Annotated in this window: 13 protein-coding genes; 5 read left to right on the top strand and 8 right to left on the bottom strand. The window is 68.0% G+C overall.

The features are described 5' to 3' along the window. Positions 1-32 precede the first annotated feature (32 nt). Together AC1RRV_RS12835 and AC1RRV_RS12830 are read left to right on the top strand one after the other, a co-directional pair. The gene (locus tag AC1RRV_RS12835) at positions 33-1484 is read left to right on the top strand and encodes a DUF1593 domain-containing protein (protein ID WP_492860029.1); all 1452 of its coding nucleotides are present in this window, start codon (positions 33-35) and stop codon (positions 1482-1484) included. Between the two features lie 319 nt (positions 1485-1803). Then, positions 1804-2277, top strand: a complete 474-nt coding sequence (locus AC1RRV_RS12830) for a GatB/YqeY domain-containing protein (protein ID WP_492860028.1) — start codon at positions 1804-1806, stop codon at positions 2275-2277. Between the two features lie 220 nt (positions 2278-2497). On the opposite strand, the gene AC1RRV_RS12825 is transcribed toward AC1RRV_RS12830, so the two are convergent. The 7 genes from AC1RRV_RS12825 to AC1RRV_RS12795 form a co-directional block, all read right to left on the bottom strand. After that, on the bottom strand, positions 2498-3859 hold the full coding sequence (locus AC1RRV_RS12825; protein WP_492860027.1) for an LLM class flavin-dependent oxidoreductase: 1362 nt from the start codon (positions 3857-3859) through the stop codon (positions 2498-2500). Positions 3860-3873: 14 nt separating this feature from the next. Further along, the gene (locus AC1RRV_RS12820; RefSeq protein ID WP_492860026.1) at positions 3874-4545 is read right to left on the bottom strand and encodes a peroxiredoxin-like family protein; all 672 of its coding nucleotides are present in this window, start codon (positions 4543-4545) and stop codon (positions 3874-3876) included. Beyond that, complete coding sequence (locus AC1RRV_RS12815; RefSeq protein ID WP_492860025.1) at positions 4542-4928, bottom strand: 4Fe-4S dicluster domain-containing protein; 387 nt, start codon at positions 4926-4928, stop codon at positions 4542-4544. Before AC1RRV_RS12815 ends, AC1RRV_RS12820 begins: the two co-directional genes overlap by 4 nt. Beyond that, the gene (locus tag AC1RRV_RS12810; RefSeq protein ID WP_492860024.1) at positions 4928-6514 is read right to left on the bottom strand and encodes an FAD-dependent oxidoreductase; all 1587 of its coding nucleotides are present in this window, start codon (positions 6512-6514) and stop codon (positions 4928-4930) included. Before AC1RRV_RS12810 ends, AC1RRV_RS12815 begins: the two co-directional genes overlap by 1 nt. Continuing rightward, complete coding sequence (locus tag AC1RRV_RS12805; RefSeq protein WP_492860023.1) at positions 6511-7461, bottom strand: ABC transporter substrate-binding protein; 951 nt, start codon at positions 7459-7461, stop codon at positions 6511-6513. The genes AC1RRV_RS12810 and AC1RRV_RS12805 overlap by 4 nt, the downstream gene beginning before the upstream one ends. An 11-nt stretch (positions 7462-7472) precedes the next feature. Next, entirely contained in the window at positions 7473-10130 is a 2658-nt protein-coding gene (locus AC1RRV_RS12800) for a TonB-dependent receptor plug domain-containing protein (protein ID WP_492860022.1), read from the bottom strand. Positions 10131-10220: 90 nt separating this feature from the next. Continuing rightward, a complete protein-coding gene (locus AC1RRV_RS12795) occupies positions 10221-11063 on the bottom strand; it encodes a TauD/TfdA dioxygenase family protein (protein WP_492860021.1) in 843 nt (280 codons plus the stop codon). 217 nt (positions 11064-11280) lie between these two features. Between AC1RRV_RS12795 and AC1RRV_RS12790 the strand changes: the two genes are divergently transcribed. Next, positions 11281-12639, top strand: coding sequence for an FAD/NAD(P)-binding protein (locus AC1RRV_RS12790; protein ID WP_492860020.1), 1359 nt, complete (start codon positions 11281-11283; stop codon positions 12637-12639). Here the strand turns inward: AC1RRV_RS12790 and AC1RRV_RS12785 are convergent. Next, positions 12636-13472, bottom strand: coding sequence for a LysR substrate-binding domain-containing protein (locus AC1RRV_RS12785; protein ID WP_492860019.1), 837 nt, complete (start codon positions 13470-13472; stop codon positions 12636-12638). The genes AC1RRV_RS12790 and AC1RRV_RS12785 overlap by 4 nt on opposite strands. Positions 13473-13684: 212 nt before the next feature. Here AC1RRV_RS12785 and AC1RRV_RS12780 point away from each other — a divergent pair, with 212 nt between their 5' ends. Beyond that, on the top strand, positions 13685-14410 hold the full coding sequence (locus tag AC1RRV_RS12780; RefSeq protein ID WP_492860018.1) for an ABC transporter permease: 726 nt from the start codon (positions 13685-13687) through the stop codon (positions 14408-14410). 2 nt (positions 14411-14412) lie between these two features. Then, positions 14413-15222, top strand: a complete 810-nt coding sequence (locus tag AC1RRV_RS12775; protein ID WP_492860017.1) for an ABC transporter ATP-binding protein — start codon at positions 14413-14415, stop codon at positions 15220-15222. Positions 15223-15224: the final 2 nt, after the last annotated feature.

The raw sequence follows: 15224 nt of genomic DNA, 5'->3' as shown, positions 1-15224 counted from the left end.
CGGACCGGCCGCGACGAAACAGGAGCCGTCTGATGGGATCTGCACGCTCGCGCTGGATCGCGCCCCTGGGGTTCGCGGCCATGCTTCTCGGCCCGTCCCTCACGCTCGCGGCCGAGGCGGCCGCCAAGCCCGATCGGACGCGGGTGGTGGTGCTCACCGACATCGAGAACGAACCCGACGACGCCGAGTCCCTGGTCCGCTTCCTCACTTACGCCAACCAGTTCGACGTCGAGGGACTGGTGGCGACCACCTCGATCCACCTGCGCGACCACGTCGCGCCCCAGAAGATCCGCGAGATCGTGGCGGCCTATGGGGCCGTCCGCGACAACCTCGAACGCCATGAACCGGGCTTTCCGACCGAAAAGAAGCTGGCTGACGTGGTCACCCAGGGCCTGGCGGTCTACGGCTTGACCGGGGTCGGCGAAGGCCGCGACAGTCCAGGCTCGCAAGCCATCATCGCCGCCGTTGACCGCGCCGACCCGCGCCCGGTCTGGGTGCTCGTCTGGGGCGGGCCCAACACCCTGGCCCAGGCGCTTTGGAAGGTGAGCCACACCCGCGAGCCCGCCGAGGTCGCCAAGTTCGTCGCCAAGCTGCGCGTCTATGCCATCTCCGACCAGGACGACAGCGGCCCCTGGATCCGCGCCAGCTTCCCGACCCTGTCCTACGTCGCCAGCCCCGGCATGCACGCGGGCGGCGCCTACCATTTCGCCACCTGGAGCGGGATCAGCGGCGACCGGTTCCACGGCCGCTTCGCCGGCGGCGACTTCTCGGTCGTCAGCAATGACTGGCTGGCGAGCAACGTGCGAGCCAAGGGGCCGCTGGGCGCGGCCTATCCCGAACCGAAGTTCATGATGGAAGGCGACACGCCCAGCTTCCTGAACCTGATCCAGAACGGCCTGAGCGCGCCCGAGCGCCCCGACTGGGGCGGCTGGGGCGGCCGCTACGAGCTCTATACCCCGCGTCCGGAGCGCTGGTTCCTGCAGCCCGAAACCCGCCCGTTGTGGACGAACGCCGAGGACGAGGTGATGGGCGCCGACGGCAATTGGCATACCAGCAACAAGGCCACCATCTGGCGCTGGCGCTCAGCCTATCAGAACGACTTCGCCGCCCGCATGGACTGGACCATCAAGCCCTACGCCCAGGCCAACCATCCGCCGCGCGTGAACCTGACCCACTCGGATCGCCTGTTCGCCAAGCTCGGCGAACGGATCGATCTCAATGCGAGCCTGAGCTCCGATCCCGATGGGGACGCCCTGTCCTACCAGTGGTTCTACTACGGCGAGGCCGGCACGTTCGTGACCTCGTCGGGCCGAACCGGTCAACCGATCGCCATCGAGAACGCCGACAAGGCCGCCGCATCGTTCAATGTCCCCACGGACAGGGTCTTCCGGACTGGCACGATCCACATGATCGTCGCGGTCACCGATAGCGGGAAACCCGCCCTGACCCGCTACAAGCGCGTCATCATCGACGTCACGCCCTAGCGAGAAGCTGTCTGGTTCGCGCCAGGAGCCGCCCTTGGCGAGCCTCTAGGATGTTGGCGTTGGACACCTGCCTTCCAGCTACCCCACCGCGGAAGGGTCATGTGCGGGAATGCATACGCCGTGCTCGCGCACGAGGGCTGGCAGTAAAATGCGTTCAGCCAGGCTGCCCCTTGCCCTATCCGATATATATAAGACCGTTGCGCTAACGGGGCGGGGATTTAGCTCGGATCCTCGTGACTTACGCCGCGCCCGTGCTCTGGAAGAGCCGCGGGCACGATCCACTGCAGCTACCGATACAGTGAACCGAAAGGACGACGACATGGCTTTGCTCGACGCACTCAAAGCTGACCAACTAGCGGCGCGCAAGCTCAACGACCGTATGAAGGCCGACGTGCTCACCACACTGATCGGCGAAGCCACGCAGATCACGACCGAAGAATTCAAGCGCGGCGTGACGGAAGTCACCGACGAGAAGGTTGTCGCAACCATCGCGAAGTTCTTGAAGAACACGAAGCTGACGCTGGAAAACCTCGCGACCGAGCGCGCGCGCCTGATCGAAGCCGGCGGCGATGCGTCGAAGGTGGACGAGCGGACCAAGGCGGCTGAAGCCGAAGTGGCGATCCTGTCCTCTTATGGCCCCAAGCAGATGACGGAATCGGAACTGCGTGAGGCCATCAACGACTTCCGGGCCAAGAACCCCGACGCCAACGTCGGGGCGATCATGGCCCACCTGAAGGCCAGCTTCGGCGGCCGATATGACGGCAAGGCGGCCAGCGCGTTGGCCAAGGCTTAAATTGAGAGCCGCTCCGCAGTCTCGCCACGAGACTGCGGAGCGGCTCTCTGTTTATTGGCGGATGGTCGCTGATAAGGCCGTCGCGTCGCATCCCGCGACCCAAGCCCCCCTCGCCGCCATGGCCGATGGCGGCTTCCGCGGCGACGTCGCGCCGGACGCTGACCTTGGAAGCTCGCCGTGAAGCGGACGTCGCCCCTGGCGACGCCCGCTTACCGGCGAGCTACTCCGCGGCCGCGAGCGTCGGCGCGTAGCGATTGACGGGGACGTCCAACTCCAGGTTCTCGCGGAAGGTCTTCCCCTCGTACTCGGTGCGGAAAAGCCCCCGCGCCTGCAGGATCGGCACGACCAGCTCGACGAAGGCCTCCAGCTGACCCGGCAGGCTCTCGAACAGCACGAAGCCATCCGACGCGCGGCCCTCGAACCACTGCTGCAGGCTGTCGGCGACCTGTTCGGGCGCGCCGACGAAGTGGCCGCGCGGGGTGGCGAAGCGCAGGGCCGTCTCGCGCAAGGTCAGGTTCTCTTCCTTCACCGCCGCGACGATGCGGGCCACCGCGCTCTGGTTGGAGTTGGCGCCGAACTCGGCGGCCTCCAGCGGAAACGGGCCATCGGGCTCGTGCTGGCTGAAGTCGTACTCGTTGAACGGGCGGGCCAGCATCGACAGGGCGTTGTCCAGCGACACCAGTTCGGTGAGGTCCTTGTAAAGCGCCTCGGCCTCCTCCGCCGTGCGACCGACGACCGGACGCGCGGCCGGCAGCACGTGAAGCTGGTCAGGATCGCGGCCATAGCTGGCGGCGCGGGCCTTGATGTCCTTGTAGTACGCCTGTGCCGAGTCCAGGTCCTCGTGCGAGACGAAGATCGCGTCGGCGCGCTTGGCCGCGAACGCCTTGCCATCTTCCGAGGCGCCAGCCTGAAAGATCACCGGCTGCCCCTGGGGCGAGCGCGAGATGTTCAGGGGCCCCTTCACCGAGAAGAACTCGCCCTTGTGGTTCAGGGTGTGCAGTTTGGTCGGATCGAAGAACTGCCCGCCCTTCTTGTCGAAGGTCAGGGCGTCGTCTTCCCAGGAATCCCAAAGCCCCTGAACCACGTCCAGATACTCGCCGGCCAGGCGGTAGCGGACGTCGTGAGCGTAGTGTTTTTCGCGACTGTAGTTGGCCGCGCTGCCTTCCAGCCACGACGTGACGACGTTCCAGCCGGCGCGACCACCGCTGATGTGGTCCAGCGAAGCGAACTGGCGGGCGACGTTGAACGGCTCGCTGTAGCTGACCGTCAGGGTGGCCACGAGCCCGATGTTGTTGGTGGCTCCGGCCAAGGCCGACAGGATGGTCAGCGGCTCGAACCGGTTCAGGTAGTGGGGGCTGGATTTCTCGGTGATGTAGACGCTGTCGGCGACGAACAGGAAGTCGAACTTGCCGGCCTCGGCGACCTGGGCCTGGCGCTTGTAGAACTGGAAGTCGGTGCTGGCGCTGGGCTGGGCGTCCGGGTGACGCCAGTCGCCCCAGCCAGGGCCGACGCCATGGAGAATGAAGCCGAGCTTCAGCTGGCGACCATCATTCGCCGGGCGCGAGGTTTGGGGCGTGGTCATGGAATGTCTCCGAACTATTCGGCGGGAACCAGGGTGATGTCGCGGACGGCCTCGAGGACAACCTCGGCCTCGGTGCGGACCAGCCAGTCGGGGCTGACATCGACGAAACGGACGACGCGCTCGTGGTCGATCACGACGACGGTGGGCTGGGGTAGCTCCCAAGTTCCCGTGCCGGTCGTGTCGCCGATGAAGCCGCCCTTGGCGCGCTGCGCCGCCTGGCTGGCCTCGTCGGCCGTGTAGAGGACGCCCAACCGGCGCCCGAGGTCGTTGTTCGGATCCGAGGCGACCTTGAAGGACAAGCCGTGACGCGCCTTGATCTCGATCAGGCGCTCGGGGACCTGCGGACTCACCGCCACCAGGGTCGCTCCGAGATCTCGTAGACCGGCCGCCAGACGCTCTTCGTAGTACGGCAGAGCGACATTGCAGGCCGGGCAGCCGGCGAAGCGGAAGAAAACCAGCACCGCCGGGCCACGCTCGATCAGACGCTCCAGGGGCAGGTCGCCGCCCTCCACGTCGCGCAGCACGAACGGCTCCAGGCGGTCGCCGACCTTGACCCACCGCTCCGGGTCGGCCGTCTCGACCAGGGTGCGACGCTGGTCGACATTGATCTTCAGCGCATCCGGATCCCAGGTGCGCTCGCGCTCGGCGTGGAGATCGGCCAAACGTTCCTTCAGGGTCTTGCTCATCGGGCGTCCTCGGTTCGAGCGGTCTTGGCGGCGGCGAGTTCGATCGCCAGCAGGCGGGCGCGCTCGAAGATCGCCCCCATCCGCCAGTGTTGGTTGGTGTGGGTGGCGGCATGCTCGCCCCAGCCGTGGTCCCGCCGGAACGCGCCTAGCTGTCCGGAAGCCAGAGCTTGCTCGGCGGTGATCCCGACCACGCGCTCGATGTCGGGCCAGACGAACAGGGCGTCGGCCGGGCAATAGAGCTCGCACAACAGACAGGTCTGGCAATCGGCCTGGGCCGCGATCACAGCCTTGCCGCCCTCGCCCACCCGCAGCACGTCACTAGGACAGGCCTCGACGCAGTCCCCGCAGCCGGAGCAGCGCTCGTCGATGACGACCTCGATCATCAGGCGACCTCCGCCCTGATGGAATTCGAGGCCGGCGACGTCTCAAAGCGCGTGAACACTCGTTCCAGACCCAGAGCGCGCTGGCGGCTGGCGAGGCGCGGGTCGAGACCTGGCGCATCCTCGCGGCGGTGCATGCCCCGGCTCTCACGGCGCGCCAGGGCGGCGGCCTTGCTCCAGCGCCCCGCGGCGACCAGGGCCGCGGCCTCGCGCAGGCGCAGCGCCGCCCTGCCCTCGGCTCGACCGTGGTCGGCCAGCTCGCGCCAGATGCCGTCCAGCCGTTCGAGCGAGGCGCTGAGAACCTCGCCGCGCCGGAAGATGTTCTTGTCGTAGGCGTTCAGTTCCGCCCGTACGGCCGCGACCGCGCCAGGGACGTCAAACGCACTGGCCGAACGACGCGGTGTCAGCCCCGCTTGGCCGGTCGCGATGGCCAGATCATCCGCGCGCGCACCTGTCGAGCGCGCGCGGCGCGCGGCGGCGGCCCCGGCCCACTGCCCCGAAGACAGCGCCCACGACGAGTTGACCGCGCCGCCTCCCGAGATCGCGCCGGTCACCAGTTCACGGCTGGCGTTGTCTCCGGCGACGTAGAGCCCTGGCGCCGCTGTTTCACAGTCCTCGTCTTCAACCCGCAGACCGCCGATGCCGCGCACCGTGCCTTCGGCATGGAGCGTCACCTCGAAGCGATCACTATAGGTTTCGATCCCAAGTCGCTGGAAAGGCAAGACGAAATTGGGCTGCACTTCGGGCATCACAGCCTGGATGTCCTGAGGCACGCGATCCAGCCGGCAGAACAGCGGCCCCTTCAAGAGCGCTCGCGCCAGGTGCGGCGTGACGTCCGGACCGTTGGGGATGTCGAGCTCGCGGTCGTCGGCATCGAACCAGCGCGCGAAGCTGTAGGCCATCGACCGGGCCATGTTCGTGCCGGCCAGGGCGGGCGTGTAGTAGTTGGTGAACTCCATGCCCGACAGGTCGGCGCCGGCCTCGACGCCCATCAACAAGCCGTCGCCGGTATTGGTCGCCGAACCCAGCAATCGGGAGGCGAAGGCCGTGCCACCCGTGGCCAGAACCACCGCGCCCGCCCGGACGGTCCAGGGCCGCTCGCCCCGCAACGCCAGGCCCGAGGCGCCGGCGATCGAACCGTCACCGTGGCGCAGCAGCTGCAGCGCCGGATGGTGGTCGAGGATCCTCGCCCCAGCCGCCAGGGCGTAGGCGCGCATGGCCCGCATGTACTCCGGACCGCGTAGCGCCCGGTATTGCACCTCGCCTCGATCGTCGGTCGAGAAGGCGTAGTGGTCGCGCAGGCCTGGCAAGCTACTCCAGGTCAGGTCCAGGATCCGTCTCATCCAGTCAGGATCGCCCAAGCCCAGGGAGCGCTTCACGCGATCAGCCACCGCCGCTTCGCGACGCTCCGGCGGAACCCACCAGTGACCCGGACCGGCCGTGGCGGTGACGCCGCTGGTCCCGCAGTGACCTTTGTCGACCAGGACCACGTCAGCCCCCTCGCGCGCCGCCGCCATGGCCGCCCACGTTCCGGCGAGGCCGCCACCGATGACCAGCACATCGGTCGCCAGGGTCAGGCGCTCGCTCACGCCACGGCCCCATTGAACGAGGCGTCGAACGCGGCCGCCGGGTCGCGCGCCGAGGCCACCGCCCCCGCGCTCCGGAAGCGATCCAGCACGGCCCTTGCTTCGCGTACCGCCTCGTCGCCCAAGGCGACGGGCAGGATGCGGTATTGCCGCACCGTGTAGAGCGCGACCTCTTCGGACAGGCCCGTCTCCCGCGACAACACCTTGCCGTAGGTGTCGGGATTGCTGGCCGCCCAGCGGCGGGCCTTGGCCAGGCGCTTCAGGAAATCCTCGATCTGCGGGCGCTTTTCGGCGATCGCCTTTTCGCTGGCGGCTTCGTAGCCGAAACCGCTGAGCAACCCTTCGCCGTCGACCAGGACCCGCGCCGCGTCGTGCAGCCGCGCCAGGGCCACATACGAGCCCCAGGTCACCCAGGCGTCGATCGAGCCGGCGGTGAATGCGGCCTTGGCGTCGCCGGGATTGAGATAAACGACCGACACGTCGGTAGGCTTCAGGCCCACGCTCTCCAGCACGCGCAACAGCAGATAGTGGCCGATGGACCCCCGTCCGGTGGCGATCTTCTTGCCCCGGAGCAGCGCCGGCGAGGTGATCGACGAGTCCTTGCGCACCAGGATGGCGGTCGCCGAGCCACCGCTTCGTCCAGCCTGGACGGCCTTGATCTTTGCGCCGCCGGCATAGGCGAACAGAAATGGCGCATCGCCGGCCTCGCCCAGGTCCACGGCCCCGGCCGACAGGGCCTCCAGCAGTGGCGCGGCGGCGGGAAATTCGCTCCATTCGATCTTGTAGGGAATGCCTTCCAGCGCCCCCGACGACAGCAGCACCGCCTTGGTGCCGCCGCGTTGGCTGCCGACCTTCAGCACCGGCTGGCCGCCAGGCCCCTTGGCGCATGCTCCCAGGCCGGCGGTGAGACCGCCGAACGCAAGGCCGGCGATGAGTTGACGTCGATCCATTACGCCCTCCCCTAAAAACGCTGGGTCAGGCGGGCGTAGTAGTAGCCGCCGGTGATGCCGAAGGGCGAGAAGATGCCGAATTGGCCCGTGCCCGTGTCGGCGTTGACGATCCCGACCTTGTCAGGATGCTTGTCGAACAGGTTGTTGGCCCCGATGGCGATGTTGGTCGACTCCCGAACTTGCCAGGCGATGTCGAGATCGGTGGTCCACTTCGGGCTGAAGGTGCGGTCGAGGCTGGCGGATGTGCCGGCCTCGGTGTAGCGGCCATAGCGCGTGTTCCGCAGGCTGGCGCTCCAGTCGCCGCGCGACCACTGGGCTCCGACGATAATCTTCTCGCGCGGCGTGCCGATGGTCAGGTCGGCGATCTTCTGTCGGTCGAACAGGACGAGATTGGGGTTCACCGCCGTCAGCACGGCGGGCGTGGCTTTCAGCTTGGTGATCTTGGTCTTGTTGAAGGCGTAGGCGGCGTTGAGGTTCAGCCGACCAAGGTCGCCAAGGCTGAAGCCGTACTCACCGACGAAATCGACCCCCGTCGTCCGGGTCGAGACGGCATTGGTGTAGTAGGTCGCGGTCAGGCCCTGCGGGAAGCGCGCCAGCAGGGGCGCCAGATCCGTGCGCGAAGACAGCTGGGCGACCGACAGGTCGAGGTTGCTGGTGTCGACGACACGGTCGTCGATCTGGATCTCATAGGCGTCCAGGGTCAGGCGCAGGCCGGCGAACGGCTCGGCCGTCACCCCGAAACTGTAGTTGGTCGAGGTTTCCGGCTTGAGCGGCTCGGCGCCGAGCGCCTTGGCCTCGGCGCTGTCGGTGCGCAGCACCTTGGTCGGGAAGGTCAGGTATTCGCCCGCTACGCAGGGCGCGCCGCGGAAGAAGTTGTTCGGCGCCGCCGGGCACAGGCTGCCGTTGATCGTCGAGGTGGCGAACAACACCTGGCCCAGTGACGGGGCGCGGAAGCCGTTGCTCACCGTGGCGCGCACCGCGTAGCCCGGCAGGAACTCCCAGCGTGTGGTCAGCTTGCCGCTGGCGGTATCGCCCACGCCCTTGCCGTAGCGCTCGTAGCGGCCGGCGACGCCGACGTACCAGTTGTCGGTCACGTTGGTCCCGAGATCGACATAGGTCGCGACGCTGTGACGGTGGGTGGAGCCCGCGTCTTCCGGCGCGGTGCCCGCATAGGAGGCCAGGCCCGGGTTCGGACGCAGGCCCGCGAACGGCTGGCCCGCCGGGATCACGTAATTGCCGACGATGTAGGAGGCTTCGTCGCCCGCCTCGATCAGGAATCGCTCATAGCGATGCTCCAGGCCCCAGGAGACCTGCAGCGGATTCTTCAACACGCCGGTGAATTCGCGCGTGACGTCGAGGTTGTTGGTCCACTGCCGGAACTCGTGGGTCGACAGGTGGAAATAGGTCGGGCTGGCCGGACCGAGCGTGGCGTTCAGCGTGTTCTGGCCGTCGAGCTGCGCGTGGTCTTGCGCCAGTGTCGTCGACAGGTCCCAGGTCCAGCCCGCCGTCTCGCCACGCGCGCCGAAGCTGGTCTGGAAGTCCAGCTCGAAGATCCGGCGCAGGGCGTTGAAGCCGTCCGGATAGACCTCCGGCAGCGAATTACGGTTTAGCGGGCGGCCAGCCGTCACACCTGCAACGGGCGCGAGGTTGGGCAGGAAGCTGCCGGTGTTCTTCTTCGAGGCGCGGTGGCTCAGCGTGCCCGAGGAATAGAGCTCCAGGTCGCCCCATGGCAGTTCGGCGTTGTAGGCGGCCGCGAGAATGTCTTCCTCGCCCGGACCGTAGCTCTGCCCCCAGAAATAGCGGTCAGCCTTGGCGTCGCGCGGATCGGGGGTGACCGTGGTCACGCCGTTCACCGTCGTGACGGTCGGTTGATAGATGTACTGGGCGCGCGAAGGCACGGCGCGGCTGGCCGCCTCGTTGTTCTTCCAGTTCAGCGCCAGGTGCAGGAAGCCGCCCTTGTCGCCCAGCGGCAGGCCCCAGTTGAGCGTGGCCGCACGGGTGTCGCCATCGCCTAGGAAGTTCTGGCCGCCGGTGTAGCTGAACGAACCGCCCTCGGCGTCATCCTTCAGGATGATGTTGACGACGCCGGCAATGGCGTCCGAACCGTATTGGGCCGAGGCCCCGTCGCGCAGTACTTCGATCCGCTCGATGGCCGAGGCCGGGATGAAGTCCAGATCGACCGGCGCGCCGCCCCGCCCCACGCGGGCCAGGTTGTTGATCAGCGAGGTGGTGTGGCGACGCTTGCCGTTGACCAGGAACAGGGCCTGGTCGCCGTTCAAGCCGCGCAGGGTGATGGCCCGGACCGTCCACGAAGTGCCGCCGCCATTGATGCCGGGCAAGTTGAAGGACGGGATCAGGGTGTTCAGCACCTCCTTGAGGCCCACCTTGCCGGTCGCCAGAAGCTGCTCGCCGCCGATCACATCGACGGGCGCGGGGCTGTCGGCCACGGTGCGCCGAACGCCCCGCACGCCGGTGACGATCACGCTGTCCAAAGCGACCGCGCCGTCGACGTCCGTCACGGGGACGTCCGCCACGGGAGCGGGCGTCGTCTCGGCCGCGCGGACCTGACCGGCCAGCGCCAGGACCGAGGCGCAGGTCAGCAGGGCCGCCTGGAGATTCAGTTTTGAAGGGTTCTGTCGGACAGCCGTCCGCGCTCGCAACAAGGTCAAGAGTCTATCCCCCGCGCCCGTTCGTTCGCCGGGCGTCGTCAATTTGGTCGGTGATGTAGAGAGACGCCCGCGGCCCTCGGGCGTTGGCGGTTAGGCGGGCTTGCGCTCGCGGTGCGGAATGTCATCGCTGCCGATCAGCACGCGCTCCATCACCCGCGGGAAGTCGCCGTAGTCGCGCACGGCGTAGTGCAGGCCCGCGCGGTTATCCCACAGGGCCACCGAGTTGGGCTTCCAGCGGAAGCGCACCTGATGCTCGGGTCGTTTGACCTCGTCATAGAGGCGGGCCAGCAGCGCCCTGCTCTCTTCCGGGGCCAGGTCGACGAAGCGCGGCTTGAGGCCGAAATTGATCCAGAAGATCTCCTCACCCGTCTCCGGATGGGTCCGGATCGCGGGGTGCGCCACCAGCGGATAGCGCTCTCCGGCCTTGGCCAGGGCGTCCTGGTAGTCGTGGACGACATAGAGGTCGTCTATCCGGGCCTTGAGGTCTTCCGGCAGGCCTTTCCAGATCGCATGGCCATCGGCCCAGATCGTGTCGCCGCCGACCTCGGGAATGTGGACAGCCTTCAGCACCGCGCCGAACGAGGGATTGATCCGCCAGCTGGTGTCGGTGTGCCAGTGGTTCTCGCGGATGTCGTACTTCTTCAGCGCCTCGGCCGAGATGGGCTGCACCGCTCGATGGGTCTCCACGCCGCCCACCGGGTGGGCGTAGACCTCGCCGAAGTTGGCCGCGAAGGCCAGTTGCTGATCGCGGCTGATATCCTGGTCGCGGAAGAACAGGACCTTGTGGCGCAGCAGCAGCGCCTTGAGCGCATCGCGCTGCTCGCGGTCGAGCTGCCGGCGCAGATCGAGCCCGCCGATTTCGGCCCCGATCGTCGGGCTGACGGGAACGACGCTCAGGCCGGTCTGCTGGATTTTGTCGAGGACGGCGGTCATGTGAACCTCCTTGAAAACCGGCCCTTGAGGCTGGCCAGAGGAACCATGGTCGGCGGGCGGCAGGGGAGCGACCCAGTATTTCTCCGAGCAAATTCAGCGTTTTATATATCGCCCCTCGCAATATGCGGCATTTGCGGAGCACATATCGAGAAGGCGGGTTGCAACTCGGCTCGGGATCATCGACAAAATCCCTACTAATTTCATAGAGTTTTGCCGAATGCCCTCTTTCGCAGCGCCCGTCATCGCCGTTGTCGGCGCTGGGTTCAGCGGCGTGATGACCGCCCTCAACATCCTGCGTCGCTCGCCCGACGCGAAGGTCATTTTATTCGAGCGGCGCACGCCGGTCGGCCTCGGAGCGGCCTATTCGACCCACAATCCGGGACATCGACTCAATGTTCGGGCGGGCAATATGAGCGCCTGGCCCGACGATCCAGGGCACTTCGTCCGGTGGCTGCGCGCCCGGAACTTCGCCATGGGGCCGGCGGACTTCGCCACACGCGAGGACTACGGCCGCTACCTGCAGGCCCTGGTCGCGGAGATCGCCGAAGGTCCGGCCGGCGCAGGGCGACTGGTTGTGACGCCGGACGCTGTCGTGGGCATCGAGCCCGGCGGCGACGGCTGGCGGCTGCAGTGCGCCATGGGCCGCGCGGTCACCGCGCACGCGGTAGTGCTAGCGCTGGGCAATCCGCCACCCGCTCGGCCACCAGGCGTCAGCGAGGCGTTCGCGGCGTCCAGCGCCTATATCGCCGATCCCTGGCGCTGGAACGCCGCCCCCCTGCCCAAGGGTCCGGTGCTGCTGATCGGCACGGGCCTGACCATGGTCGACGTCGCGCTCTCCCTGAACGACGCCCAGCACGGTCGCCCGATGCTGGCCCTGTCCCGGCGCGGTCTGGCGCCGCTGGAGCACGACGGCGCGCCGCCGCTGACCCTGCCCGCCCCGCCGGCGAACGACCTTTCGCCGCTGGCGGCCTTCGCCTGGCTAAGGGGGGCGGCGGCCGAGCACGGCTGGCGCACCGCGATCGACGCGATGCGGCCGGTGACCCAAGCCCTTTGGCGTAGCTGGTCCGTGGACGAGAAGCAGGCCTTCCTGCGACACGCTCGCCCATTCTGGGAGATCCATCGCCATCGGCTTGCGCCCCTGGTCGCGCGCCGGATTGGCGCCATGCGCGCCACCGGCCAACTCACCCTGGCCGCCGGCAAGATCCGCGACCTGTCGCTGGAGCCAGACGCCTTCGCGCTCTGTCGATGGCGCGGTCGCGGCGAGAAAGGCGGTTACGTTTTCCGCGCCGCCTCGGTGATCAACTGCACCGGTCCGACCAGCGACGTGCTCGCCTCAAGCGATCCGCTGATCCAGGACCTGGTTCGGCGAGGCCTGGCGCGGCCCGACCCGCTTCGACTGGGGTTCGACGTCGACGACCACGCCCGCGTGCGCGACGTCTCCGGCGAGGCTTCGCCCACCCTGCTCGCGGTCGGTCCCGCCACGCGCGGTGCGTCATGGGAAACCACAGCCGTTCCGGACATCCGCGCCCAGACCGTCGCGGTCGCTGAAACGGTGCTGACGGCCCTACGCCGCTAGAGGTCCAGGGCCGCGCTATGGATGAGCTGGGCGAGCTTCGCGACCGACGCATGCGGCGTATCATTGGCGCGCTGGACGTAGGCGACCTCCGGGAGCGGCGGCAGCCGGTTGCTGGCCAGCGGCGCGCGATCCGGCAGGAACAGCGACGTCCTGCAGGTCACCGCCAACCCCGCCAGCACCGCCGCGCGCAGGGCCGATAGGCTGGGTGTCTCCATGGCGATGCGATAGGGACGGCCATCACGCTCCAGCGCCGCCAGGATGGCGTCGCGAAAGCGGCACGGCGATTCCAGGATGGCGATCGGCAGGACGTCGGCTTCGGCTAGGCCGGTGTCGCCGTGCCAGACCATCGGGACCACCCGGGCCGCCCGCGGATCGTCCGCCGCGCCCATGCACAGCACCACGTCCAGCCGGTCAGCTTCCAGCAAGCCCAACAGCTCTGGCGAGCCCGCGACCCGCACTTGCAGCTGGGTTTCGGGGTTGAGTTGCGTGAATCGCGCCAACACGCCCGACAGCAGGGTTTCGGCGAAATCCTGCACCAGGCCCACGCGCGCCGGTCCGGCCAGGGTGTCGCCGGTCAGGGCGACCACCGTCCGATCGTTCAGCGCCAGGATCTCCCGGGCCCTGGGAAGAAGAGTCTGGCCCGCCGGCGTCAACACCAGCCGCCGCCCCTCGCGGTGGAACAAGGGCGTCAGCACTGTCTCCTCCAGGCGCTTCATCTGCAGGCTGAGCGCCGACTGGGTGACGAAAACCCGCTCGGTCGCGCGCAGCATCGAGCCGGAGTCGACAATGGCCACGAAGCTCCGCAGCAGTTCGGTCGGCAGATTGGTGACCATCGGCGCCTCATGAGATTTGCTAATAAGACCCGTGAATATAAGTCTATTGATCGAGTAGGAATTCAACGGCCTTCTTTCTGGACCTGCGGCGCTCGCGTCGCAACGGTTTCCGACGAGAGAGGACCGCAGTGTCTCTGGCGACGACCTACAGAATTTCTGAAGCGAGGCCTTGGCGCTGGCCCAGCTTCGACCGCGCCCGCTGGCTATCGCCCGTGGCCTTGCTGCTCTTGTGGGAGTTAGGCGCGCGCGTCGGCTTTATCCCGCCCCGGATCCTGGCCGCGCCGTCCACGGTGCTAGAGACGTTCTGGACCCTGACCGCCTCGGGCGAGTTGCCGAAGAACCTGCTGGTCTCTCTAGCAAGGGCCGGCGCGGGGCTGGGCATCGCCCTGGTCTTGGCGGTGACGCTGGGCCTGGTGTCGGGCCTGTCGCGCTGGGGCGAGACGCTGGTCGACCCGCTGATGCAGATCAAGCGGACGATCCCGGTCCTGGCGCTCACCCCGTTGTTCATCGTCTGGTTCGGCATAGGCGAGACGCCCAAGATCCTGCTGATCACGGTATCGGCCACCTTCCCGCTGTACCTGAACCTGTTCGCCGGCATCCGAGGCGTCGACGTGCGCCTGGTCGAGGCCGCTCGCAGCTTCGGCCTCAAGGGCTGGAGCCTGGTCCGCGAGGTGATCCTGCCCGGCGCCCTGCCTTCGTTCTTCGTCGGCCTGCGATACGCCCTGGGCGTCTCGGTGCTGGTGCTGGTGATTTCCGAACAGATCAACGCCCAGGCCGGCCTCGGCTACCTCGTCAACAACGCCCGCGACTTCATGCGCACCGACATCATCGTCGTCTGCCTCGTCGTCTACGCCCTGCTCGGCCTCGGCGCCGACGCCCTCGTCCGCACGCTGGAGCGCAAGGCGCTGGCGTGGCGTCCCAGTCTCGTGGAGCAATGATCATGGCCGTCCCCCAGCCGCGCCTTCGCCGTCCCGAAATTTCGCGCTCGGCCCCGAGGGTCCTCGAGCCGGCCGTACGCCTCTCCAAGTTCGTCCGGCGCTTCGGCGACAACACCGTCATCGACGGCTTGGACCTCTCGATCGCTCCGGGCGAGTTCGTCGCTCTGCTGGGCGCGAGCGGGTCGGGCAAGACCACTCTGCTGCGCACCCTGGCCGGCCTCGACTCCCCCGGCGATCAGGACGTGAAGACGCCCGACGCCCGCGCGGTCGTGTTCCAGGATGCGCGGCTGCTGCCGTGGAGGAAGGTCTGGCGCAACGTTGCGCTGGGTCTCTCGGGCGGCAACGTCCGGACCCGCGCCGAGGCCGCGCTCAAGGAAGTGGGCCTTGGGCATCGTCTCGACGCGTGGCCCGGCACGCTTTCCGGCGGAGAGGCCCAGCGCACCGCGCTCGCCCGCGCCCTGGTCCGCGAACCCGGCCTGCTGCTACTCGACGAGCCGTTCGCGGCGCTGGACGCCCTGACCCGTTTGAAGATGCACGATCTGGTCCTCTCCCTGTGGCGCGAGCACAGCCCCGCCGTCCTGCTGGTCACACACGATGTCGACGAAGCCATCGCTCTGGCCGACCGCGTTCTGGTCCTGGACAAGGGCCGCATCGCGGCCGAGGAGCGCATCGCGCTGGAGCGTCCCCGTACGCCGGACGCGCGCTTCCAGGCCATCCGTCGGCGGCTCCTGAGCCACCTCGGCGTCGAGACGGCTCCGGCGCACGGCGAAGGCGCGCTGGTCGCCTTTCCGACCGGCGAGATCGTGCTCTGAGC

The sequence above is a fragment of the Caulobacter sp. GW821-FHT11E10 genome (assembly GCF_058808375.1).
The sequence above is the reverse complement of the archived record's forward strand: the minus strand, read 5'-3'. Positions and strand labels throughout refer to the sequence as shown.